The 21,379-nt window shown below is 62.7% G+C and carries 20 protein-coding genes; 12 read left to right on the top strand and 8 right to left on the bottom strand.

The window, feature by feature from the left end:
• Window positions 1-51 precede the first annotated feature (51 nt).
• Window positions 52-597, bottom strand: coding sequence for a TadE/TadG family type IV pilus assembly protein (locus IHE39_RS15595; RefSeq protein WP_343070091.1), 546 nt, complete (start codon window positions 595-597; stop codon window positions 52-54).
• A gap of 166 nt (window positions 598-763) precedes the next feature.
• On the bottom strand, window positions 764-1,189 hold the full coding sequence (locus IHE39_RS15590; RefSeq protein ID WP_192567093.1) for a pilus assembly protein N-terminal domain-containing protein: 426 nt from the start codon (window positions 1,187-1,189) through the stop codon (window positions 764-766).
• A gap of 366 nt (window positions 1,190-1,555) precedes the next feature.
• Here IHE39_RS15590 and IHE39_RS15585 point away from each other — a divergent pair, with 366 nt between their 5' ends.
• From IHE39_RS15585 to IHE39_RS15545, 9 genes are all read left to right on the top strand, one after another.
• Window positions 1,556-1,729: a Flp family type IVb pilin gene (locus tag IHE39_RS15585; RefSeq protein ID WP_083948712.1), complete on the top strand. Its 174-nt coding sequence runs from the start codon at window positions 1,556-1,558 to the stop codon at window positions 1,727-1,729.
• 177 nt (window positions 1,730-1,906) lie between these two features.
• Entirely contained in the window at window positions 1,907-2,428 is a 522-nt protein-coding gene (locus tag IHE39_RS15580) for an A24 family peptidase (RefSeq protein ID WP_184773270.1), read from the top strand.
• 128 nt (window positions 2,429-2,556) lie between these two features.
• Window positions 2,557-3,372, top strand: coding sequence for a Flp pilus assembly protein CpaB (gene cpaB, locus IHE39_RS15575; protein ID WP_192567092.1), 816 nt, complete (start codon window positions 2,557-2,559; stop codon window positions 3,370-3,372).
• Window positions 3,369-4,889, top strand: coding sequence for a type II and III secretion system protein family protein (locus IHE39_RS15570; RefSeq protein WP_192567091.1), 1,521 nt, complete (start codon window positions 3,369-3,371; stop codon window positions 4,887-4,889). The genes cpaB and IHE39_RS15570 overlap by 4 nt, the downstream gene beginning before the upstream one ends.
• Window positions 4,890-4,903: 14 nt before the next feature.
• The gene (locus tag IHE39_RS15565; RefSeq protein ID WP_192567090.1) at window positions 4,904-5,614 is read left to right on the top strand and encodes a CpaD family pilus assembly protein; all 711 of its coding nucleotides are present in this window, start codon (window positions 4,904-4,906) and stop codon (window positions 5,612-5,614) included.
• Window positions 5,615-5,633: 19 nt separating this feature from the next.
• On the top strand, window positions 5,634-6,917 hold the full coding sequence (locus IHE39_RS15560) for a CpaE/TadZ family protein (RefSeq protein WP_184773278.1): 1,284 nt from the start codon (window positions 5,634-5,636) through the stop codon (window positions 6,915-6,917).
• Window positions 6,918-6,946: 29 nt separating this feature from the next.
• The gene (locus tag IHE39_RS15555; RefSeq protein WP_192567089.1) at window positions 6,947-8,440 is read left to right on the top strand and encodes a TadA family conjugal transfer-associated ATPase; all 1,494 of its coding nucleotides are present in this window, start codon (window positions 6,947-6,949) and stop codon (window positions 8,438-8,440) included.
• Window positions 8,441-8,468: 28 nt separating this feature from the next.
• Entirely contained in the window at window positions 8,469-9,482 is a 1,014-nt protein-coding gene (locus tag IHE39_RS15550) for a type II secretion system F family protein (RefSeq protein ID WP_192567088.1), read from the top strand.
• A 4-nt stretch (window positions 9,483-9,486) separates the two neighbouring features.
• Window positions 9,487-10,503: a type II secretion system F family protein gene (locus tag IHE39_RS15545; RefSeq protein WP_192567087.1), complete on the top strand. Its 1,017-nt coding sequence runs from the start codon at window positions 9,487-9,489 to the stop codon at window positions 10,501-10,503.
• A gap of 78 nt (window positions 10,504-10,581) precedes the next feature.
• Here the strand turns inward: IHE39_RS15545 and IHE39_RS15540 are convergent, their stop codons facing one another.
• Window positions 10,582-11,391: a tetratricopeptide repeat protein gene (locus tag IHE39_RS15540; protein ID WP_192567086.1), complete on the bottom strand. Its 810-nt coding sequence runs from the start codon at window positions 11,389-11,391 to the stop codon at window positions 10,582-10,584.
• A 135-nt stretch (window positions 11,392-11,526) separates the two neighbouring features.
• Between IHE39_RS15540 and IHE39_RS15535 the strand changes: the two genes are divergently transcribed.
• From IHE39_RS15535 to IHE39_RS15525, 3 genes are all read left to right on the top strand, one after another.
• On the top strand, window positions 11,527-12,891 hold the full coding sequence (locus IHE39_RS15535) for a leucyl aminopeptidase family protein (protein WP_192567085.1): 1,365 nt from the start codon (window positions 11,527-11,529) through the stop codon (window positions 12,889-12,891).
• 215 nt (window positions 12,892-13,106) lie between these two features.
• Window positions 13,107-13,457 (top strand): MarR family winged helix-turn-helix transcriptional regulator, encoded by a 351-nt coding sequence (locus IHE39_RS15530; protein ID WP_184773291.1) that lies wholly within the window; start codon window positions 13,107-13,109, stop codon window positions 13,455-13,457.
• Window positions 13,454-14,314 carry a C40 family peptidase gene (locus IHE39_RS15525; protein WP_192567084.1) on the top strand — a complete coding sequence of 287 codons (861 nt, stop codon included), beginning with the start codon at window positions 13,454-13,456 and terminating at the stop codon, window positions 14,312-14,314. The genes IHE39_RS15530 and IHE39_RS15525 overlap by 4 nt, the downstream gene beginning before the upstream one ends.
• A 335-nt stretch (window positions 14,315-14,649) precedes the next feature.
• Here the strand turns inward: IHE39_RS15525 and IHE39_RS15520 are convergent, their stop codons facing one another.
• From IHE39_RS15520 to IHE39_RS15500, 5 genes are read right to left on the bottom strand one after another with little or no spacing between them, the layout of a single operon-like run.
• Window positions 14,650-15,600 carry a 2-hydroxyacid dehydrogenase gene (locus IHE39_RS15520; RefSeq protein WP_184773295.1) on the bottom strand — a complete coding sequence of 317 codons (951 nt, stop codon included), beginning with the start codon at window positions 15,598-15,600 and terminating at the stop codon, window positions 14,650-14,652.
• 19 nt (window positions 15,601-15,619) lie between these two features.
• Window positions 15,620-17,251 (bottom strand): dipeptide ABC transporter ATP-binding protein, encoded by a 1,632-nt coding sequence (locus IHE39_RS15515; RefSeq protein WP_192567083.1) that lies wholly within the window; start codon window positions 17,249-17,251, stop codon window positions 15,620-15,622.
• Complete coding sequence (locus IHE39_RS15510) at window positions 17,248-18,390, bottom strand: ABC transporter permease (RefSeq protein ID WP_184773299.1); 1,143 nt, start codon at window positions 18,388-18,390, stop codon at window positions 17,248-17,250. The genes IHE39_RS15515 and IHE39_RS15510 overlap by 4 nt, the downstream gene beginning before the upstream one ends.
• Complete coding sequence (locus IHE39_RS15505) at window positions 18,390-19,493, bottom strand: microcin C ABC transporter permease YejB (protein ID WP_184773301.1); 1,104 nt, start codon at window positions 19,491-19,493, stop codon at window positions 18,390-18,392. Before IHE39_RS15505 ends, IHE39_RS15510 begins: the two co-directional genes overlap by 1 nt.
• A gap of 45 nt (window positions 19,494-19,538) precedes the next feature.
• The gene (locus IHE39_RS15500) at window positions 19,539-21,344 is read right to left on the bottom strand and encodes an extracellular solute-binding protein (RefSeq protein WP_192567082.1); all 1,806 of its coding nucleotides are present in this window, start codon (window positions 21,342-21,344) and stop codon (window positions 19,539-19,541) included.
• Window positions 21,345-21,379: the final 35 nt, after the last annotated feature.

Genomic DNA, 21,379 nt, shown 5'->3' with positions numbered 1-21,379 from the left:
GACATGTTGCCCCTTTCCCCACCCCACGGCTCTTAAAGCCGATCGGCCCACTCAGTCGTTAAACGGCTCGTTCTGCCAGGTGACGGTCGCGTATTGCAAAGTCTTGCCGTCCTTGAGGTTCGACATCGAAGCGCGCATGAAGTCGGTGATGACAGGCCACTTGTAGATGACCTGCAGCATGTTCTTGGACATTGACGGGCCTGGCGTCACGGCAAAGCCAGTTGTGTCGATATCCCTGTCGCTTGTCAGCTTGAGCTTTACCTTTGCGGCGTCGGCAAAGGTCGGATAGCTGCGCAGATCGACCACAAGCTGGGCTTTGCAGTCTTTCGAGACCAGGACTTGCAGCTTGGCGCAGATCTGGTCTTTCAGCTTTTCTTCGGTGAAGCCTGCTGCCTTTTCCTGCCCCGTGCGCAATTGCCGGGCGACTTCGTCGGCAGCGTTGGCCAGCACCTGCTGGCCGGCGAAGGCAATGCAGCTTTCCAAAATGGCAAAGACCAGCAACGAGAACGGGATCGCCAGGACGGCGAATTCGATCGCGGTACTGCCGCTCTGGTTCCGCATGAACCGGGCAAGGAAGCTTGGCCTGGATCCGTTCACGTCATTGCTTTCTGCAACCGGTGCTGCGCTCATGTCCCGACCGCTTGTCGTGGTTCGCGTCGACGTATAGAGGAAAGCTGTTGAAGTCCGGTTTGAATGATCCGGAAAATTGCGCGGACCCGGTTCACTGCCCGCTAACCATGCCTGGCATGGCTTGAACCCTAACCTATTGGCTGGCGTTCATTTCGCTCTCGGACATCCGTTCCGCATCGCTCTTGTAGGAACTCTCGCAATAGGGCGTGCACGAAAGCGTCTGGACCTCCGCACGCCGGTAGATGCGGACGGACGAGACGTCGTGGCGGATGACTGTCACCTGCTCGTCGACGATCGGACTGCCATCGACATCGAGCACCACAAGGTTGGTGACGCCGAAACCCTTGCCGGTGAGAACGATGGTCGAGGCGTCCTGTATCGCCGCGTCGGCGATGGCCGAGTTGCCGACAACGATGGTGTCGGCGGGCCGCGTGAGCCGCACGATCTTGGCCTGGTTCATCGTCACTTCTATGCCCGCGCCCGCATATGCGTGCGTTGCGGCTGCAAACGATGCCAGCCAGGTGCAGGCTCCCAGGACATAAAGGTTTGGCTTGGCCATGATAGGCGCCCCCTCGGCGGCTGTCGGTGTCGGTCAACTGTTCAATGGAAGATGAACGACTTTGGTGAACCAACGGTTAAGCGACGGGTGGAGACAACCGTAGGGCGAAAGCGACGCCGTGCCAGCCCATCGAGATGCCGGCACACGAACGGTGTAGCGACCACCGCCCCGGCACCGCTCTACCGCCGACAATTGTTGGCCTCGGCTTAGTTCGCGGTTAACCACACGGAGCCACAACCTGGCGAAAGGATTCGGTAAGGCTATTTCTTAAGGCGATCGCAAGAGCTCCCCACTAGGTTGCAGACATCCGATCGACGACAAAGAAATGTTGGCGGAAGTGCTGTAACACGGAGCAAGGAGCTTACAATGTCTAACCTCATCGCACGTTTTGTGAAGGACGAATCCGGCGCGACCGCTATCGAATACGGTCTGATCGCCACGCTTATCGCGCTTGCCATCATCGTTGCTGCCGGCAGCGTCGGCACGCAGTTGGACGCACGTTTCGACGCAATCGCAACGGCGCTGACGCCCGCCCCGTAATATGGGCGCAAAACTTTCTCCGGCGCATAAGTCGGCAAGGTTCGTGGAAAGGCTGCTCGCGTCGAGCAGCCTTTTTGCTTTCAAGCGGCAACCGATTGAGCTTGCCGTTGGTTCATCGAAGCTTAATGCCACTTCACTAGCTTCGATCCATGTTGTGTGAATGGCGGAGACATGGCCATGCTTGAAGCGTTGATATTTGTCGTTTTTCCCTTCTGCATGGTCTTTTCAGCTGTCTCCGACACCTTGTCGATGACGATTGCCAATCGCGTGCCGCTGTTGCTGCTTGGTGTGTTCCTCGCTGTCGCGCCGATGACCGGCATGGCCTGGGTGGATATCGGCATGCATCTCGCCGCCGGCGCCCTGTTGCTGACGGTTACATTCGCCTTGTTTGCCTTTGGCGGGATGGGCGGCGGCGATGCAAAGCTCATCGCTGCGACCGGGGTCTGGATGGGTCTCGGCATGCCGCTGATGGAGTATCTGCTCACCTCGGCGATCTTTGGCGGCTTTCTGACGCTTGCGATCCTTACCTTCCGCAGTTCAGCGCTTTCTCACATCGTCGGCCAGAACATGTTCCTCAAGAATTTTTCCGAGGACGCCAAGGGCGTGCCCTATGGCATTGCACTCGGGCTCGGCGGGCTGGTCACCTACCCGGCGTCTCCGCTGGTGGTCTGGGCCGTGGAGCGTCTGGCCGCGCAATAGCCGTGGCCCGTGCCATCCGTAAGAAACAATTAATCACGCTCGTAAGGACTACATTAACCATAAGTTGACGATTGCCTATGCAAAGTCCGGCTTGGCTTGATGGGGTGCCAGGGCGAGGTTTCGGACAAATGGCTGCATCGCGACTGATGATACTGGGCGTGGCGGTCGCTGCCGCAGGCGGCGCCGGTTTCGTCGCAAAGAACATGTCGGCACCGCCGCCGGCCGAGGTCATTGTCGAATCCGGTCTGCAGCAGCCGCAGATCGCCCTGACCGATGTACTGGTGTTGACCGGTGATGTGCCGATGGGCGCAACCGTCGAAAACAACATTGCCTGGCAGCCTTGGCCGAGTGACGGCGTCAATCCCAATTTCATTACGCGTAGCGCGGAACCTGAAGCGCTTGATAAATTCAAGGCCTCGGTTGCGCGTCTTGCCATGTACAGCGGCGAGCCGCTGCGCAAATCCAAGCTGATCGGCGAAGGCCAGAGCTTCATGTCCGCCGTCCTGCCGGCTGGAATGCGCGCGGTTGCCACCACAATATCCGCCGACACCTCCGCCGGCGGCTTCATCCTGCCCAACGACTATGTCGACGTCATCATGACGCGCCGCGCCGACGCGTCGAAGTCCGGCGGCGGCTTCACCACTGAAACCATCCTCAGCAACATCCGCGTGCTGGCCATCGACCAGGCCATCCAGGAGGACGAGGAAGGCAAGAAGGTCAAGGTTGGCGAAACCGCCACGCTCGAACTCACGCCGCAGCAAGCCGAAATCATCACCGTGGCACAGCAGATGGCCGACCGGCTGACGCTGGCACTACGCTCGGTCGCCGATACGCAGGAAAAGAACCTGGCCGAGGCCGACTATCTGGTTTCGGGCTCCGGCAAGCGCGGCACGGTGCGGCTGATCAAATCAGGCGAGATTTCTGAATCAGGAGCAAGGAAATGAGATCCTGCGTCAGGTTCCTGGCGACTGCCACCGCCACTCTCGCCATTTTGGCCGCAGCTGCCGTCGTTCCCGGTCTCGCGCCGGTCTCCGCCGCTTCACGGGCACAGGTCAGTTCGAGCACCGCCAACATCCAGCGCGTCAAGCTCGGGCTCAACAAGTCGGTGGTCATCGACCTGCCGAACGACGCTTATGACATCCTTGTCGCCAATCCGTCAGTCGCCGATGCCGTCACCCGCACGGCGCGGCGCATCTACCTGTTCGGCAAGGCAGTGGGCGAAACCAACATCTTCGTCTTTGGCCCCAATGGCGAGCAGATCGTCAGCCTCGATCTCGCCGTCGAGCGCGACGTCGCCGGCCTCGAGGACTACATCAAGCGCTTCATCCCAGGCGCCGACATCAAGGTCGAGCTGCTGAACGACAACGTCGTTCTGACCGGCACCGTCGACACCCCGCTCGACGCCAAGCGCGCCGTCGACCTGGCGACGATCTTTGTCACCGGCGGTGAGGCGACGACCGGCCAGTATTCGCAGACGGCCACCGGTGGCTCTGAAAACGGCGGCGTCGACATCAACAACCCCGACCAGACGCGCCAGAAGAGCAAGATCGTCAACCTGCTCCAGATTGTCGGCGACGATCAGGTCATGCTGAAGGTTACCGTCGCCGAAGTCAGCCGCAACATAATGAAGCAGCTTGGCGTCAACATGCTGGCGAATGGCGGCGCAGACGGCATCAGTTGGGGCATACAAAACGCCGCGACAGGCGGCCTGGGCGCTCCGCTGTCGGGTGATAACTTCTCATTTGGAAAGAACGGCCTGCTAGCCTCGATAAGCGCCATGGATCAGGCCGGTGTGCTGAAGACACTGGCCGAGCCGACCTTGACGGCTGTTTCCGGCGAGCAGGCGACCTTCCGCGTCGGCGGTGAATACAACCTGCTGAAGAAAGTTACGGCGCCGAAGAAAGATGCAAATGGCGTAATAACCGATTCCGGCGGCCTTGAATACGAGCGGCTGGAATATGGCATCAGCCTCGAGTTCAAGCCGGTTGTCCTTTCGCCGGGCCGCATCAGCTTGAAGGTTCGCACGGCAGTTTCCGAGCCGACAAATGAATCGCCGGGCGCTAGTGGCAGCCATCCCATGTTGCCGTCTCTACGCAAGCGTCTTGCCGACACGACAGTCGAACTGCCGTCTGGCGGATCAATGATGATTGCCGGCCTTGTTCGCGACGACGTCAAGCAGATCATGGGCGGGGTACCCGGCCTGTCCAAGGTGCCGATCCTTGGTACGCTGTTTCGCAGCCGGGACTTCATCCGCAACGAATCCGAGCTGGTCATCATCGTGACGCCGTACCTGGCGCGCCCTGTTGCACGGAATGAACTTGCCAAGCCCGACGACAATTTCAGCATTGCCAGTGATGGCGCCGGCATGTTCCTCGGCCGCGTCAACCGGGTCTACGGCACCATGAAAACCGACAAGCCTATGGGCCGCTACCACGGCGTCGTCGGCTTCATCTACAAATGAGCGGGGATAGGGGCATGTCTCAGGCAATCTTCACACGCACCGCCGGTCGCGACAGATCAGCCAAAACGCGCTTGTTTGGTTCGCTGCTGGCAGCCGCCACGGTGGCGTTGCTGGCCGGCTGTGCCAATCGCGACAGCGTCGTCGTCGGCTCGATCCCGGACGATTACCGCACCAACCATCCGATCGTCATCGCCGAGAAGAACCAGACCCTCGACATCCCGGTCGGCATCGGCGACCGCGGCATCACCAGGGGTCAGAAAATCACCTTTGAGGGATATCTGCAGAACTATGATCGTCAGGCGGCGCCCACTCTGACGATCATGACGCCATCAGGTGGCGCCAACGACGCCGCGGCCTCAAGGGCCGCACGTGGTCTGATGAACATCGCGATGAAGGCGGGCGTTCCTAAGAACCGGATCGCCATCACCAGCTATCAGAGCGAGTATCCAGAGGCTTCGTCGCCGATCCGCGTCGTCTATTCGGCGATGCGGGCGCAGACCGGCCGTTGTGGCACCTGGCCGGCAGATATCGCCGACACCACCGAAAACAAGCTCCACGCCAATTTCGGCTGTTCCTATCAGAACAATCTCGCCGCCCAGATCGCCAACCCGGCCGATCTGCTTGGGCCGCGCAAGCAAAGCGAGATCGACGCCGAGAACCGCAATGTAGTGATCGATCAGTATCGGAAGCCGCCGGCCACTTGGGATCCGGAAACGTTCTATTGATGGGTAGGGGCAGTCTGACATGAGCAATCTCGCCTACGATTCCCCGCCAGATGCTGCCGAGCTGTCGCAGCACGACCTCGATGTCATGCAGACATTGCGGCCCGTGCCGCGCATTTCGATCCAGGCTTTCTGCGAGACCGAAAGCGTCGCCGGGCCGATTGGCCGTGCCGGCGAGGACCGCCGCATGGCCAAAGCCCATCTTCAGGTCCATATGGGCGGCATCGACACCGCCATCGAAGTTTATAGCGGTGCGCCGACGCCGAACCTGATCATCCTAGAATCGCGCAGCGAACCCAAGAGCTTGCTTGAGGGCCTGCATCGGTTGTCGGAGTATTGCGATCCGAGTTCGAAAGTCGTGGTCATCGGCCACTACAACGACGTTTCGCTCTATCGCGAGCTGATCCGCTCGGGCATCTCGGAATATGTCGTGGCACCCGTTTCCACGGCCGACGTCGTCAGTGTCATCTCCTCGATTTTTGTCGACCCCGACGCCGAGCCGATCGGTCGCGCAATAGCTTTCGTCGGTGCCAAGGGCGGTGTGGGTTCGTCCACCATCGCCCATAATGTCGCCTGGGCGATGTCGAGCCTGTTCAAGTCAGAGGTTATCGTCGCTGACCTCGATCTGGCCTTCGGCACAGCCAACATCAACTTCGACCAGGATCCAGCTCAAGGCATCGCCGAGGCGGTGTTCGCGCCCGAACGTGTCGACGAGGTCTATCTCGACCGCCTGCTGGCGCAGTGCGCCGAGCACCTGTCGCTGCTTGCCGCACCGTCGACGCTGGAGCGCGTCTACGATTTCGACGCCGAGGCCTTCACCTCGATCATCGATACCGCCCAGCGCAGTTCGCCGATGCTCGTGCTCGACGTTCCCCATATCTGGAGCGGCTGGAGCAAGAACACGCTGCTCCGCGCCGACGAGGTGGTCATTACGGCGACCCCCGAGCTGGCCAATCTGCGCAACACCAAGAACATGGTCGACATGCTGAAGCGGCTGCGGCCCAATGATCCGCCGCCCAGGCTGATCCTCAACCAGGCGGGCGTGCCGAAACGCCCTGAGATCACCGCCAAGGATTTCGCGGAGCCGCTCGGCATCACGCCATTGGCGGTCATCCCGTTCGACCCGCTGCTGTTCGGCAATGCTGCAAACAATGGGCGCATGCTGGGCGAGATGGATGCCAAGAACGCGGTCGTCCAGACGATCAACGAGATCGCCCACGTCCTGACCGGAAGGTCCGAGGCCAAGGCCAAGAAGGCGTCCGCGCTCGGCGGAATTCTCAATCGGCTGAAGGCCCGCAAGAAGTGATGCCAGTGCGGCGGAGGTGTTAGTCGATCATGTTTGGCAGGAGAGGCAACGACGACGGCAATCGCCCCACGCCGGGGTTCCGGCCGCTCGCGACACCGGCACCGGCCGCGTCTGCGCCGGCAGGCGACACGCTGGTCGCCCCGCGTCCCGCAACGCCTTCGCCGTCCGCGCCGGTAGCCACGCCGCGGCGCACGTTCGAACCGACGCCACCCGAACCACGCAAGGTGCAGCGCGAGCGCAGTGAAAGCTATTACGACACCAAGAGCCAGGTGTTTTCGGCGCTGATCGACACCATCGATCTGTCGCAGCTTGCCAAGCTCGACTCTGACAGTGCGCGCGAGGAAATCCGCGACATCGTCAACGACATCATTGCGATCAAGAACTTCGCGATGTCGATTTCCGAGCAGGAAGAGCTGCTCGAAGACATCTGCAACGACGTGCTTGGCTACGGTCCGTTGGAGCCTTTGCTGGCACGCGACGAAATCGCCGACATCATGGTCAACGGCGCCAAGAACGTCTACATCGAGGTCAATGGCAAAGTCGAACAGACGACCATCCGCTTTCGTGACAATCAGCAGCTGCTCAACATCTGCCAGCGTATCGTCAGCCAGGTCGGCCGCCGCGTCGATGAATCCTCGCCGATTTGCGATGCACGCCTGCCCGACGGCTCCCGCGTCAACGTCATTGCGCCGCCGCTGTCGATCGATGGCGCCGCCCTTACCATCCGCAAGTTCAAGAAGGACAAGCTGACGCTCGATCAGCTCGTCAAGTTCGGCGCGATCTCGCAGCACGGGGCCGAGGTGCTGAAGATCATCGGCCGCGTCCGCTGCAACATCATCATTTCAGGCGGCACGGGCTCGGGCAAGACGACGCTGCTCAATTGCCTGACCAACTACATCGACCGCGACGAGCGCGTCATCACCTGCGAGGACTCGGCGGAGCTGCAGCTGCAGCAGCCGCATGTCGTCCGCCTCGAAACGCGCCCACCCAACCTTGAAGGCGAGGGCGAGGTGACGATGCGCGACCTCGTCAAGAATTGCCTGCGCATGCGGCCGGAACGGATCATCGTCGGCGAAGTACGCGGACCGGAGGTTTTCGATCTGCTGCAGGCGATGAACACCGGCCATGACGGCTCGATGGGCACCATCCACTCCAACAGCCCGCGCGAATGCCTCAATCGTATCGAGGCGATGATCGCCATGGGTGGCTACTCGCTGCCGCAAAAGACCGTGCGCGAGATCGTCGTCGGTTCCGTCGACATCATCATCCAGGCCGCCCGACTGCGGGACGGTTCGCGCCGCATCACCCACGTCACCGAGGTGATCGGCATGGAAGGCGATGTCATCATCACCCAGGACCTGGTGCTCTACAACATCAAGGGCGAGGACCAGAACGGCCGGCTGATCGGCCAGCATGTCTCCACCGGCATTGGGCGCCCGCATTTCTGGGATCGCGCCCGCTATTATGGTGAGGAGGCGCGTCTCGCGACCGCTCTTGAAGCCATGGAAAAGGCATCGGATTGACATGCCTAACGTGAGGATCTGACGCGCCATGTTCGGCCTCGACCCCATGATGCTGATCTTCATCGCACTCGCGGGCCTGAGTGCCGGCGCGGTCGCCTATGCCTTTTTGTTCAATCGCATCGAAACCCAGGCCAATACAGACCGGCGCCTTGCATCCGTCAGGCAGACCGAGACCGACCGGTCGGTGGTCAAGGCGTCGCGCGACCGGGTCGCCGAAGTCGCCAAGCGGCGCAAGTCGGTTCAGGACACGCTCAAGGAGCTTGAGGAAAAGCAGAAGGCCAAGGACCGCAACATCAAGAAGCCGCCGCTGCGTGTCCAGATCCGCCAGGCCGGGATGCTGATCACCATCGAGCGCTTTTACGTCTATTCGGCGATTTGCGGTCTCGTGGTCACCCTAATGATCTATCTCGCAGGCGCGCCCCTGATCCTGCTGCCTGGCGCGTTGCTTGCCGGTGCCATCGGCTTGCCCAGGTGGTTCGTCGCCTTCCGCCGCGGCCGCCGCGTCAAGCAGTTTCTCGAAGAGTTCCCCAATGCGCTCGACATCATCGTGCGCGCAGTGAAATCCGGCCTGCCGCTCAATGACGGCATCCGCCTGATCGCCTCGGAATCGCCCGAACCCGTTCGTGGTGAATTCCGTCGCCTCGTCGAAGCCCAGCAGGTCGGAGTGTCGATCCCGGACGCGGCCTTGCGCATGACCGAAACCATGCCGTGCCCCGAGGCGGGTTTCTTCGGCATCGTCATCCAGATCCAGAGCCAGGCTGGCGGCAATCTCTCCGAAGCGCTTGGCAACCTGTCGCGGGTGCTGCGCGACCGCAAGAAGATGAAAGCCAAGATCCAGGCCCTGTCGATGGAAGCCAAGGCCTCGGCCGCGATCATCGGCTCGTTGCCTGTGGTCGTCGCCGTTCTCGTCTTTTTCTCAAGTCCGAACTACATCATGCCGTTGTTTGTCACGAGCACTGGCCATCTCATCCTTGGCATCTCTGGCGTCTGGATGGCGATCGGCATCTTCGTGATGCGCAAGATGATGAACTTCGAGGTCTAGCCCGATGACGGACCAGGTTGTCAAATCGCTTACCGATCCCTCTTTCCTTATCGCGCTGCTCGTTGCAATCGCTGTATTCGCGACTGTCTTCACCGTCTTGCCGTCTTTGAGCGGGAACCCCCTCAAAGGGCGCATGAAGGCTGTTGCCCTGGAGCGTGACGAGTTGCGCGCCAAGCAGCGCATTCGCCTTGCCGCCGAAGCCGACCGCCGCCACAAGGGCCTGCGCGAACAGCAGTCGATCGGCATGCGCAACATCGTCGAGCGCCTGGACCTGCGCCGCGCACTCGTCGATGAAGCGACGCTCAACAAGCTGAAGGTCGCCGGTTTTCGCGGTCAGAACCCGCTGACGCGCTTCCTGTTCTTTCGTCTGGTCCTGCCGTTCGTCGGCCTGCTGCTGGGCATCGTCTACATCTTCGTGCTTGGCGCGTTCCCCGACAAACCGTTCCTGATGAAGGTCTTCATCTGCATCGTGCTGGCTTATGCCGGCTTTTACGCGCCGGTGCTTTACGTCAACAACCGCGCCACCAAACGCAAGCAGTCTATCCAGGCGGCCTGGCCGGATGCGCTGGACTTGCTGCTGATCTGCGTCGAGTCGGGCATGTCGGTCGAAGCCGCCCTGCGCAAGGTTGCCGACGAGATCGGCGCCCAGTCGGTCGATCTCGCCGAGGAGTTCGTGCTTACCAATGCCGAGCTTTCCTATCTTACCGAACGCCGCCAGGCCTATGAGAACCTCGCTGGCCGCACCGGCCTCGATTCGGTCAAGTCCATCACCCAGGCCCTGATCCAGGCCGAACGTTACGGTACGCCGGTCGCGCATGCGCTGCGTGTCCTGGCTGCGGAAAGCCGCGACATGCGCATGAATGCGGCCGAGAAAAAGGCAGCGGCATTGCCGCCCAAGCTCACCGTGCCGATGATCCTGTTTTTCCTGCCGGTGCTGTTTGCAGTCATCCTCGGCCCTGCCGGCATGCAGATCAGCGAGCGCGGCATGATGGGCGAGAAGCAGCAGTCGAGCAGCGAGTAAGGCGGCCCCTTCATTCACTCAGGCACAAAAAAAGCCGCGTCATCCGACGCGGCTTTTGCATTTCAGTGGACCCGTCCGTCAGTTCTTCTTCGGTTTGTCGTCGGCTTTGATCTGGTTCCAGGCGTTCTGCTGGGCCAGCATGCCCCTGAGATAGCTGACATTGGCCTGCGCCTGCTCGGGCGAAAGCTCCTGGCTGGCGATCTGCTCGGCCTCGTCGAAGCGGCCCTGGAGCCCGACGGCCAGCGCGAGATTCTGGCGCACGCGGCTATCGGCGCCGGGCTGGGAGGCAGCGGAGCGGAGATAGGTCTCCGCCGATTTCAGGTCGCCTTCGAGCACATAAGACATGCCGAGGTTGGACAGGATCGTCGGCTCGTCCGGCTTGAGGTCGAGCGCCTTGCGGTAGAGGCCGCGTGCGTCCTGGGTCTGGCCGAGCTGGTCGAGGATTGCGGCTTCCGCAGATACCAGCTTCCAGTCGGGGTATTCAGGTGTCTGGGCGCGGCGCACGGCGTCGAGCGCCGGCTGGAACTGTCCCGAGGCGGCCAGCGCCTTGCCATAGGCCGCGAGCACGTCGCGATCCTTGGGATAGCCGATGGCGAGCTTGCGCATGACAGCCAGAGACTGGTCGGTCTGGCCCTTGACCTGCAACGCCGAGGCATACTGCAGCGCCACCGGCTTGTTGTTGGGGTCGCTGGCATAGGCGCGGCCGATCTGATCGACGGAACCGCCAATCGCACCGGTCGACATGGTGTCGACAGCTTTGCCGCGGCCGATCGAGCCGGTGGTCATCCTGGAGGCGCCGCAGCCGGCGACGCTGGCCATCAGAAGCGTCAGCAAAGCCGCTCTGGCGAGGCGTTTTCCCGTTGCGTTCATCGAGCGATTGGTCAACATCGGCGACGGGTCTCCATTCGTTCGCGTGGCCGTTCACAGGCCATTTCCCCGCTTTGGAGAAATATTCTGTTAACCCTAACGGATGGTTAAGAACGTGCTGAAACGCGGTTCCATCCGAGACTGAAGGAAGCCGAAATGCCGGTCGAACTGTTCGAGCAAAAGTCCTCCGACGCCCTGCCTATCCACCTCGTCGCCAAGGGCGGTCTCGAAAGTGCCGGGCTTTCTCAGGATGTCCTGGCTTGGGCCAATGCCAACGGCTTTGCCGGCGAGGCCGGCAAGCTGCTGGTGCTCCCCGGCACGGACGGCAGGTTGGCGGGCGCGCTGTTCGGCACCGGCAAAGGCGATAGCGGCCTGGCGTTCGGGGCGCTTGCGCGAAGTCTGCCAGAGGGCAACTGGCATTTCGCCACAGCGCCGGCGCAGCCCGAACTGGCAGCCCTTGGCGCTGCTCTCGGTGGCTATGCTTTCACGCGCTACGGCAAGAAGCCGGGCAGGGAGCTTGGCCTCGCCGTGCCGGCAGGCGTCGACACGGCACGGCTGAACCGTATCGTTGAGTCGGTGTTCCTCGTCCGCGACCTCGTCAATACCCCGACCAACGACATGGGCCCGTCGGCGCTTGAAGCAGCGGCCAGGAAGCTGGCAGGCGCCCATGGTGCCGAGGTCAGGGTGACGGTCGGAGACGACCTGCTCAAGCACAATTTCCCGATGATCCATGCTGTCGGCCGCGCCTCGGATGATGCGCCGCGCCTTGTCGACTTGAGCTGGGGTCCCCAGGATGCGCCCAAGGTCACGCTCGTCGGCAAGGGTGTGTGCTTCGATACCGGTGGCCTAGACATCAAGCCGGCATCGAGCATGCTGTTGATGAAGAAGGACATGGGCGGTGCCGCCAATGTTCTTGGCCTCGCTTCGATGATCATGGCCGCCAGGCTCAAGGTCAGGCTGCGCGTTCTGATCCCGGCGGTCGAGAATTCGATCTCGGCCAACGCCTTCCGTCCCGGCGACGTACTGCAGAGCCGCAAGGGCATATCAGTCGAGATCGGCAACACCGACGCCGAGGGCCGGCTGGTTCTGGCCGATGCGCTGGCCCTTGCCGACGACGAGCAGCCGGAAATGCTGATCGACATGGCAACGCTGACGGGTGCCGCGCGCGTCGCGCTCGGCCCCGACCTGCCGCCGTTCTACACCGACGACGAGGCGCTCGCCGCCGACCTCGCCGCCGCTTCGGTGGCCGTCGAGGACCCGATCTGGCGCATGCCGCTCTGGCAGCCCTATGATTCGAAACTGTCGTCGAAGATCGCCGACATGAATAACGTCACCTCAGACGGTTTCGCCGGCTCGATCGCCGCCGCCCTGTTCCTCAAGCGCTTCGTTGAAAAGACGCCTGGCTGGGCGCATTTCGACATCTTCGCCTGGAACCCCACCGATCGCTCGCATGGTCCGACCGGCGGCGAAGCCCAGGCAATCCGCGCGCTGGAAAAGGTTATTTCGGCGCGGTTCGGTTGAAAATTGCACCTCGCCCTTGCCCACTCTCAGTGAACGATGGGGAGAGGGGGCGTCAGCGTTGAAGCTTGTCCCTTCTCCCCGCCGGCGGGGAGAAGATGCCGGCAGGCGGATGAGGGGCGGTGACTTTGGCAAATGATGCGTAGCCGCCTTGCCAGCGCCGCAAAATCTCTTTTGAATGAAACGGAACCGAAACAATTAGCGTGGATGCTGGCGTCATGCCGATCGCATTGCGTCCGAGCCAGTCGCTGAGACTGCTGCAGCAGTTTTCCCTGTCCGAGGTGCGTGACGACGCGCCGGACCTGACGCTGCGCCAGATGGCGATCCTGCTTACCATCTATCTCGACCCGCCGCCGCACACGGTGCGCGCGCTTGCGGCCCGCCTCGGCGTCAGCAAGCCTGTCATCACCCGCGCGCTCGACACCATGGGTGCGCTCAAGCTGGTGTCGCGCCACCGCGACGAGAGCGACAAGCGCAACGTGCTGATCCGGCGCACCGTCGAAGGCGCGCTCTATGTCGAGCGTTTGGGCGATGCTATCATTGCCAAAGCTATGGAGCTTCCGATTTGACCGCCCGCGACAGCCGCCTTCACGCCTTCCGTCCCGATCTCGCCGACGCCCGCCTTCAAGGCGAGGTCGCGGCCGAGCGCTTTGTCGCTGGCCTCCCGGCGCGCATTTCCGTACCAGTCGCCGACGTCCGCAAGGCACCGCGTCCCGATGCCGGTCTCAACACCCAGCTGCTCTACGGCGACGAAGTCGTGGTTTTCGATGATGCCGAAGGCTTTGCCTGGCTACAGGCAGGGCGCGACGGCTATGTCGGCTATGTCTCGTCAGGCGATCTCGCTCCGCGCGGCGCCGAGCCGACCCACATCGTCACCGCCTTGCGCAGCTTCGTCTATCCCGGCCCAGACATGAAGTTCCCGCGCAGCGGGCAACTGTCCATCGGCTCGCAGGTCGCGATCACCGGCTATGGCGAAACCCGCGGCACGCGCTACGGAGTGCTGGCGTCCGGCGAAGCGCTTGTCACCCAGCATCTGGCACCGCTCGGCACCAGGGCCGAGGATTTCGTTTCGGTAGCGGAACGGCTGATCGACACGCCCTATCTGTGGGGCGGCTCCAGCGCCTTCGGTATCGATTGCTCGGGCCTCGTCCAGCTGTCGATGCGCATGACCGGACGCAACGTGCTGCGCGATTCCGACATGCAGGAAGCCTCGCTCGGGTCACCGGTCGATGCCGGCTCGGATTATTCGCAGCTCCGGCGCGGCGATCTCGTCTTCTGGAAGGGCCATGTCGCCATCATGACCGACGCTGAAAACATGATCCACGCCAACGGCCACACCATGACCGTTGCCCGCGAAGGCCTGCGCGACGCCATCGACCGCATCGGCTATCTCTATGGCGGCCCGACCAGCTTCCGGCGGCCGTAGAGGGCGCGATCGTGGAGAGGTTTTCCACGGACGGTGATTTTTCTTGAGCCCTTGGGCTCATCGTTAGCGTTCCTTCGCACCCTCCCTCTGGCCTGCCGGCCATCTCCTCCATAAGGAGGGAGATCACGCCTTCCTCGGCGCCCCGGCTAATCCCGAAGCCGCAAGGCTTTCCTGCAGCCTCGCAGGATAGGCACCGCCGTGGACGAGATTAATCTCCCTCCTTGTGAGGGAGATGGCCGGCAGGCCAGAGGGGGGGCAAAGGAACGACGGTGAAGATTTGCCTGACAAGCGCCGCCACGTGTCACCTACGCGCATGGCGGGAGCAGTCTCTAAATTCAATACCCCGCGTTGCGGTCGACGACGTTGTCCAGCGCTTCGCCACGCTCGAAGGCGGCCATCTGGCTGAGCATCGGGGCCACCAGATGCGCCGGGTCGGACGTGGCCGCCGCATGCGGGGTCATGAACACCTTGGGGTGGTTCCACATCGGGCTGGTCTTGGGCAGCGGCTCGACCTCGAAGACGTCGAGGCTCACTTCCTTCAGCGTGCCGTCGTCGAGGGCGCGCAGGATGTCGGCGTCGCGCTGCAGCTTGCCGCGCCCGGCATTGATCAGCACAGCACCGCCGAGGCCATTGCGCCGGCGTAGCTCCTTGAGCAGGCCATAGTTGATGATGCCCTTGGTCGTATCCGTCAGAGGCAGCAGCACGACGAGAATATCGGTCGCGTTGAGGAAGGGCACCAGCCCGGCATCGCCGCTGAAGGTGGTGACGCCGGCCACCTCTTGCGGCCGGCGGCTCCAGCCATTGATGCGGAAGCCAACCGCCTTGAGCACGTCGGCTGCGGCGCGGCCGAGATTGCCCATGCCCATGATGCCGACGGAAATGTCCTCGGCCGGCCGCTGCGGCGGTTCGTGCCAGGCCTTCTTGGTCTGCTGGGCGCGGTAGAGCTGGCCCTGGCGGTGATGGTCGAGCACCCGCCACAGCACATACTCGCTCATGTGCTGGCTGAGATTGTCGGCAACGACACGCACGATCGGCACATCGGGCAGGCCGGGGTCGGCAAAGACATGGTCGACGCCCGCACCGATCGAGAAGATCGCCTTGAGGTTTGGCAGCTTGGCCAGCGTACCCGGCTTCTGCTTCCACACCACGGCATAGTCGATCGAAGGGTCGGCCGCGCCATCGGGTTCGAGCACGACCTCGCGTTCCGCCGACAGCAGCTCGTACCAGCGCTGCGGGTTGAACCCGGTGATTGAAAGAAGGATCTTGCCCTTGGCTTTGGTCGACATGCTCTTCCCTTGACGCCTGCTATTCGCTGACCACGCCGGTCGGCGCCGTCTCGATCCGGAATGCCGCCGAGATCAGCGCCCGAGTGTAGTCGGTTTGCGGGCGCTCGAAAATCTGTTCGGAGGGCCCTGCCTCCACCACCTTGCCGTTGCGCATGACGATGACCTCGTTGGCCAGCGCACGCACCACCTTGAGATCGTGGCTGATGAACAGATAGGCAAGGTCGTGCCTGGCCTGCAGGTTGCGCAACAGGTCGACAACCTGCGCCTGCACGCTCATGTCGAGAGCTGAAGTCGGTTCGTCGAGCATGACGAAGCGCGGCTTGAGCACCATGGCACGCGCAATGGCGATGCGCTGGCGCTGGCCGCCGGAAAATTCGTGCGGGTAGCGGAAGCGTGTCTCGGGATCGAGGCCGACCTCGCGCAGCACGTCGACGACCTTCTGGTCACGTTCGGCGGCCTTGAGCCCGGGCTCGTGGATCTTCAGGCCCTCTTCGATGATATCGGCCACAGACATGCGCGGGCTGAGCGAGCCGAACGGGTCCTGGAACACGATCTGAATCTCGCGCCTGAGCGGGCGCATGGCGTTGAAGCTGAACTTGTCGATCTCGCGGCCGTCGAAGTCGATCCGGCCCTGCGACGAGATCATGCGGGTCAGCGCCAGCCCCAGTGTCGTCTTGCCGGAGCCCGATTCGCCGACGACGCCAACTGTCTGGCCAGCACGGACGGCAACATCGATGCCGTCGACGGCCTTCACATGGTCGACCGTCTTGCGGAAGAAGCCCTGCTTGATCGGGAACCACACCTTGACGTCCGAGCCCGACATCACCGTCTTGGCCGTGGCGTCGGCTGATGGCGGCTTGCCCTTAGGCTCGGCGGCCAGAAGATGGCGCGTGTAGCTGTGCTGCGGGTTGTCGAAGATTTCCTTGGTTGGACCGGTCTCGACGATCTGGCCCTTGGTCATCACGCAGACCCGGTCGGCGATGCGCCTAACGATCCCTAGATCGTGGGTGATGAACAGCATCGACATGCCCTTGCGGGCCTTGAGCTTGGCGAGCAGTTCGAGAATCTGCGCCTGGACCGTCACGTCGAGCGCGGTCGTCGGCTCGTCGGCGATCAGAAGTTCGGGCTCGTTGGCGAGCGCCATGGCGATCATCACGCGCTGGCGCTGGCCGCCGGAAAGCTGGTGCGGATAGGCGTCGAGGCGCTTCTTCGGCTCGCGGATGCCGACCTCCTCGAGCAGTTCGAGCGTGCGCGCCTTAGCCTGCCGTTCGCCCATGCCCTGGTGCAGTGACAGCACCTCGACGATCTGCTGCTCGATGGTGTGCAGCGGATTGAGCGAGGTCATCGGCTCCTGGAAGATCATGGTGATCTTGTTGCCGCGCACCTTGCGCAATGCGTTCTCGTTCAAGGAGAGCAGGTCCTGGCCGCCGAACATCATCTTGCCCGAGGGGTGGCTTGCTGGCGGATAGGGCAAAAGCTTCAGTACCGACAGCGCCGACACCGACTTGCCCGAGCCGCTCTCGCCGACCAGCGCCACCGTCTCGCCCTTGGCGATGTCGAAGGAGATGTTGTCGACGGCTATTGTCGTCTTGCCGCCCTGGCTGAAGGCGACCGACAGGTCCTGGACCGAAAGGAGAGGGGTCTCGCTCACTTGAACGTCTTCCTTGGGTCGAAGGCGTCGCGGGTGGCTTCGCCGATGAAGATCAGCAGCGACAGCATTACCGAGATGACGACGAAGCCGGAGAGCCCGAGCCACGGCGCGTTGAGGTTGCGCTGGCCCTGCTTGAGCAGTTCGCCGAGCGATGCCGAACCGGGCGGCAGGCCGAAGCCGAGGAAGTCGAGCGACGTCAGTGTCGAGATCGAGCTGTTGAGGATGAACGGCAAGAAGGTCAGCGTTGCCACCATCGCGTTGGGCAAAAGGTGGCGGTAGATGATGGTGCGGTTGGGCACGCCGAGCGCGCGGGCGGCGTTGACGTACTCGAAGTTGCGGGCGCGCAGGAACTCGGCCCGCACGACGCCGACAAGAGCGACCCAGGAAAACAGCAGCATCAATCCGAGCAGGATGAAGAAGCCCGGCGGCAGGATGGCGGCGACGATCAGCAGCAAATAGAGCACCGGGATCGCCGACCAGATTTCGATGAAGCGCTGGAACAATAGATCCGTCCAACCGCCGAAGTAGCCCTGCATGGCACCGGCGGTGACCCCGATCAGCGCCGAGCCGGCCGTCAGGATCAGGCCGAACAGCACCGAGATGCGGAAGCCGTAGATCACCCGGGCCAGCACGTCGCGGGCCTGGTCGTCGGTGCCGAGCCAGTTCCAGTTGCCGACGGTGCAGTTGGGATCGTCGACGCCAAGGGGATAGCGCTGGCAGCGCACCTCCTTGGCATACATCCAGGACGGCTTGGCGGGTGCCGCCTCGGGGATCTCGTTGTTGGTGGTGCGGTAGGAATAGCGGACCGGCGGCCAGATCGCCCAGCCATTGGCCGTGATCGCCTCCTGCACCACCGAGATGCGGTAGTCGGTGACCGGCAGGAAGCCTTCGTCGCCGAGGAAGGTCTCCTCGCCATAGTCGCTGACGATCGGCGAGTAGAACTCACCCTTGAAGCGGATCAGGAGCGGCCTGTCGTTGGCGATCAGTTCGGAAAACAGCGACAGCACGAACAGCACGAGGAAGAGCCATAGCGACCAGTAGCCGCGGCGGTTGGCCTTGAAACTCAGCCAGCGCCGCTTGTTGATTGGCGACAGCCAGGGTCGCTTGACCGGCACGGATACAGTGTCGACCGCCGACATCAGACGTCCCTCCGTTCGAAATCGATGCGAGGGTCGATCCAGGTGTAGATCAGGTCGGAGATCAGGCTGACGAACAGGCCCAACAGCGAGAAGATGTAGAGGTTGGCGAACACGACAGGGTAGTCGCGGTCGAGCACTGAGCGGAAGCCGAGCAGGCCGAGCCCGTCGAGCGAGAAGATATTCTCGATCAGCAGCGAGCCGGTGAAGAATGCCGAGATGAACGCGCCCGGAAAGCCGGCGACGACGATCAGCATGGCGTTGCGGAAGACATGGCCGTAGAGCACCCGGTGCTCGGACAGGCCCTTGGCGCGGGCAGTGACGACGTACTGCTTGCGGATCTCGTCCAGGAACGAGTTCTTGGTGAGCAGCGTGGTGGTGGCGAAGGCCGACAGTACGAGTGCGGTCAGCGGCAGCGCCAGGTGCCAGAGATAGTCGAGCGCCTTGCCGCCGAGCGACAGCTGGTCGAAATTCTCCGAGGTCAGGCCGCGCAGCGGGAACCAATCGAAGAACGAACCGCCGGCAAACAGCACCATCAAAAGGATGGCGAACAGGAAGGCTGGGATGGCATAGCCGATGATGATGATGCCGCTGGTCCAGATGTCGAAGCTCGAGCCGTCCTTGACCGCCTTGCGGATGCCGAGCGGGATCGAGATCATGTAGGACAACAGCGTGATCCAGATGCCAAGCGAGATCGACACCGGCATCTTCTCGAGGATCAGGTCGAGCACCGAGACGTCGCGGAAATAGCTCTCGCCGAAGTCGAAGCGGATGTAGTTCCACAGCATCATGAAGAAGCGTTCGAGCGGCGGCTTGTCGAAGCCGAACTGCTTTTCGAGCTTGGCGATGAACTCGGGGTCGAGGCCTTGCGCGCCGCGGTATTTGGACGAGCCTTCACCACCCGCCGGATCGAAGTTGGTGCCGCCGATATCACCGCTGCTGCCCGACAGCCGGTCGGCGGCGTCGCCGCCCTGGCCGGTCAGCTTGGCGATGACCTGCTCCACCGGGCCGCCGGGCGCGAACTGGATGACCGCAAACGAGATCGCCATGATGCCGAACAGAGTCGGGATCATCAAAAGGATGCGGCGGAGGACATAGGCGCCCATCAGGCGAGGCCCCTCGAACGGAGCGCGGGTTCAGTCGCAGAAATCTCAGGTCTTGCCAATACGTGCAGCCTTGTCCTTGTCGAGCCACCACATTGCCTCGACGGGAAAGCCGAAGTCCGGCTTCGGCTCCTTGTAGCCGAACATGTCCCAGAAGGCGGCGCGGTGATTCGCCGAAAACCAATTTGGAATCCAGTCTTGCCGGGCGCGCAAGAGCCGGTCGAGCGCGCGCATCGCAACCGTCAGCGATTCGCGATCCTTGGCCGCACCCACGGCGTCGATCAGCGCGTCGACGGCCGGATCGGCGGTGCCGGGCAGATTGGTCGAGCCTTGCATGGTGGCTGAGCGCGAATGGAACAGCCCGTCGATCTCGTCGCGGCTGGGCGTTGCGGAAAACCCGGCCGCCGCCGAAATGGCATCGTAGTCGAAGCTCGTCTGCCGCGCCTGGTACTGGGTCGAATCGACCATGCGCACCGAAGCATCGATGCCGACGGCCCTCATGTTCTCGACCCAGGGCGAATAGACGCGGACAAAGCTGTCGTCGTCGACCAGTATTTCGAGGGTCAGAGCCTCGCCCTTGGCGTTGCGCAGCTTGCCGTCCTTGCGGGCCCAGCCTGCATCAGCAAGCAGTTTCGAGGCTCGGCCGAGCAGCTTGCGGTCGCGGCCCGAACCGTCCGAAGCCTGCTGCTGTACGGCTTCGCCGAAAGTCTCGTCGGGGATGCGTCCGCGGAATGGTTCAAGCAGCGCCAGTTCGGCCGCAGAGGGCAGTCCCTCAGCCTTGTAGGCCGACTTCTCGAATGTCGACTGCGAGCGCTCGTAGGAGCCATAGAACAGGTTGCGTTTGGTCCATTCGAAATCGAAGCAAAGCGCGACTGCCTGGCGCACGCGTGGGTCGCGGAAGCGCGCCCGCCGCTGGTTCAGCGCCAGCGCCTGCATCGTTGGCCGCTTCTCGCTGGGAAATTCGCGCTTGATCACTTTGCCCGCGGTGAAGGCGGGGAAATCATAGCCGGTGGCCCAGAGGCGCGCCGTGGCTTCCTGGCGGAAGCGGATGTCGCCCTTCTTGAAGGCTTCGAACGCTGCCTGTCTGTCCTGGTAGAACTCGATGCGGATGCGGTCGAAATTGTACAGCCCGCGGCTGACCGGCAGCTCGCGACCCCAGTAGTCGGCTACGCGCTCATATTCGATGGCCTGGCCGGGAAAGACGCGGCCGACCTTGTAGGGGCCGGAGCCGAGCGGTGCCTTGAGTTCCGAAGCATCGAAGGGATGGGTCTCGAAGAAGGACTTGGCCGGAATGGCGTAGGTCGCGACGTCGAGGAACGTTCGGTCCGACTGCTTGCCGTTGAAGGTCAGCCGCAGCGTGTACGGGTCGAGGGCCTTCGCCTCTTTGAGGTGGCTGAGCGGCAAAAGCAGGTTGGGGTGGCCGTCCTTCTTGAACAGATCGAAGGCGAAGACGGCGTCGTCGGCGGTGAACGGCGTGCCATCGTTGAAGCGCGCCTCGGGCCGGAGCGCGAAGTCGAAGCTGTTGCGGTCGTCGGAAATCGTCACCGACTTCGCGAGCAGGCCATAGATCGCGTCGGGCTCGTCGATCGCCCGCACCATCAGCGAATCGTAGCACAGCTCCATCCGCGGCGGCGCATCGCCGCGAGCGACGAAGGTGTTGAGCGTGTTGAAGGTCAACGGGCTCTGGTTGAAGTACCAGTAGTTCGGCGAGAAGTTGAACGTGCCGCCCTTGGGCGCGTCGACATTGACGAAGTCGAAATGGGTGAAGTCGGGTCCGTATTTGAGGTCGCCGAAGGCCGATAGCCCGTGCAGTCCGGTCCCGGTTGGGCTCGCCGCGAAGGCGCGCCCTGGCATGAATGGGGCGGCCGCGGCCGCGGCGCCAAGCGCGA

Origin of the sequence: Aminobacter carboxidus (assembly GCF_014863355.1) — a bacterium.
Classification (GTDB): Bacteria; Pseudomonadota; Alphaproteobacteria; order Rhizobiales; family Rhizobiaceae; genus Aminobacter; species Aminobacter carboxidus.
Note: the sequence above shows the minus strand (reverse complement) of the source record. Positions and strands in the feature narration are given on the sequence as shown.

Bases quoted from the DNA above. Each gene is read 5' to 3' on its own strand.
- IHE39_RS15590 (WP_192567093.1), bottom strand. From the start codon at position 1,189: ATGGCCAAGCCAAACCTTTATGTCCTGGGAGCCTGCACCTGGCTGGCA.
- IHE39_RS15585 (WP_083948712.1), top strand. From the start codon at position 1,556: ATGTCTAACCTCATCGCACGTTTTGTGAAGGACGAATCCGGCGCGACC.
- IHE39_RS15580 (WP_184773270.1), top strand. From the start codon at position 1,907: ATGCTTGAAGCGTTGATATTTGTCGTTTTTCCCTTCTGCATGGTCTTT.
- cpaB (WP_192567092.1), top strand. From the start codon at position 2,557: ATGGCTGCATCGCGACTGATGATACTGGGCGTGGCGGTCGCTGCCGCA.
- IHE39_RS15570 (WP_192567091.1), top strand. From the start codon at position 3,369: ATGAGATCCTGCGTCAGGTTCCTGGCGACTGCCACCGCCACTCTCGCC.
- IHE39_RS15565 (WP_192567090.1), top strand. From the start codon at position 4,904: ATGTCTCAGGCAATCTTCACACGCACCGCCGGTCGCGACAGATCAGCC.
- IHE39_RS15560 (WP_184773278.1), top strand. From the start codon at position 5,634: ATGAGCAATCTCGCCTACGATTCCCCGCCAGATGCTGCCGAGCTGTCG.
- IHE39_RS15555 (WP_192567089.1), top strand. From the start codon at position 6,947: ATGTTTGGCAGGAGAGGCAACGACGACGGCAATCGCCCCACGCCGGGG.
- IHE39_RS15550 (WP_192567088.1), top strand. From the start codon at position 8,469: ATGTTCGGCCTCGACCCCATGATGCTGATCTTCATCGCACTCGCGGGC.
- IHE39_RS15545 (WP_192567087.1), top strand. From the start codon at position 9,487: ATGACGGACCAGGTTGTCAAATCGCTTACCGATCCCTCTTTCCTTATC.
- IHE39_RS15540 (WP_192567086.1), bottom strand. From the start codon at position 11,391: ATGTTGACCAATCGCTCGATGAACGCAACGGGAAAACGCCTCGCCAGA.
- IHE39_RS15535 (WP_192567085.1), top strand. From the start codon at position 11,527: ATGCCGGTCGAACTGTTCGAGCAAAAGTCCTCCGACGCCCTGCCTATC.
- IHE39_RS15530 (WP_184773291.1), top strand. From the start codon at position 13,107: ATGCCGATCGCATTGCGTCCGAGCCAGTCGCTGAGACTGCTGCAGCAG.
- IHE39_RS15520 (WP_184773295.1), bottom strand. From the start codon at position 15,600: ATGTCGACCAAAGCCAAGGGCAAGATCCTTCTTTCAATCACCGGGTTC.
- IHE39_RS15510 (WP_184773299.1), bottom strand. From the start codon at position 18,390: ATGTCGGCGGTCGACACTGTATCCGTGCCGGTCAAGCGACCCTGGCTG.
- IHE39_RS15505 (WP_184773301.1), bottom strand. From the start codon at position 19,493: ATGGGCGCCTATGTCCTCCGCCGCATCCTTTTGATGATCCCGACTCTG.
- IHE39_RS15500 (WP_192567082.1), bottom strand. From the start codon at position 21,344: ATGCCAGGGCGCGCCTTCGCGGCGAGCCCAACCGGGACCGGACTGCAC.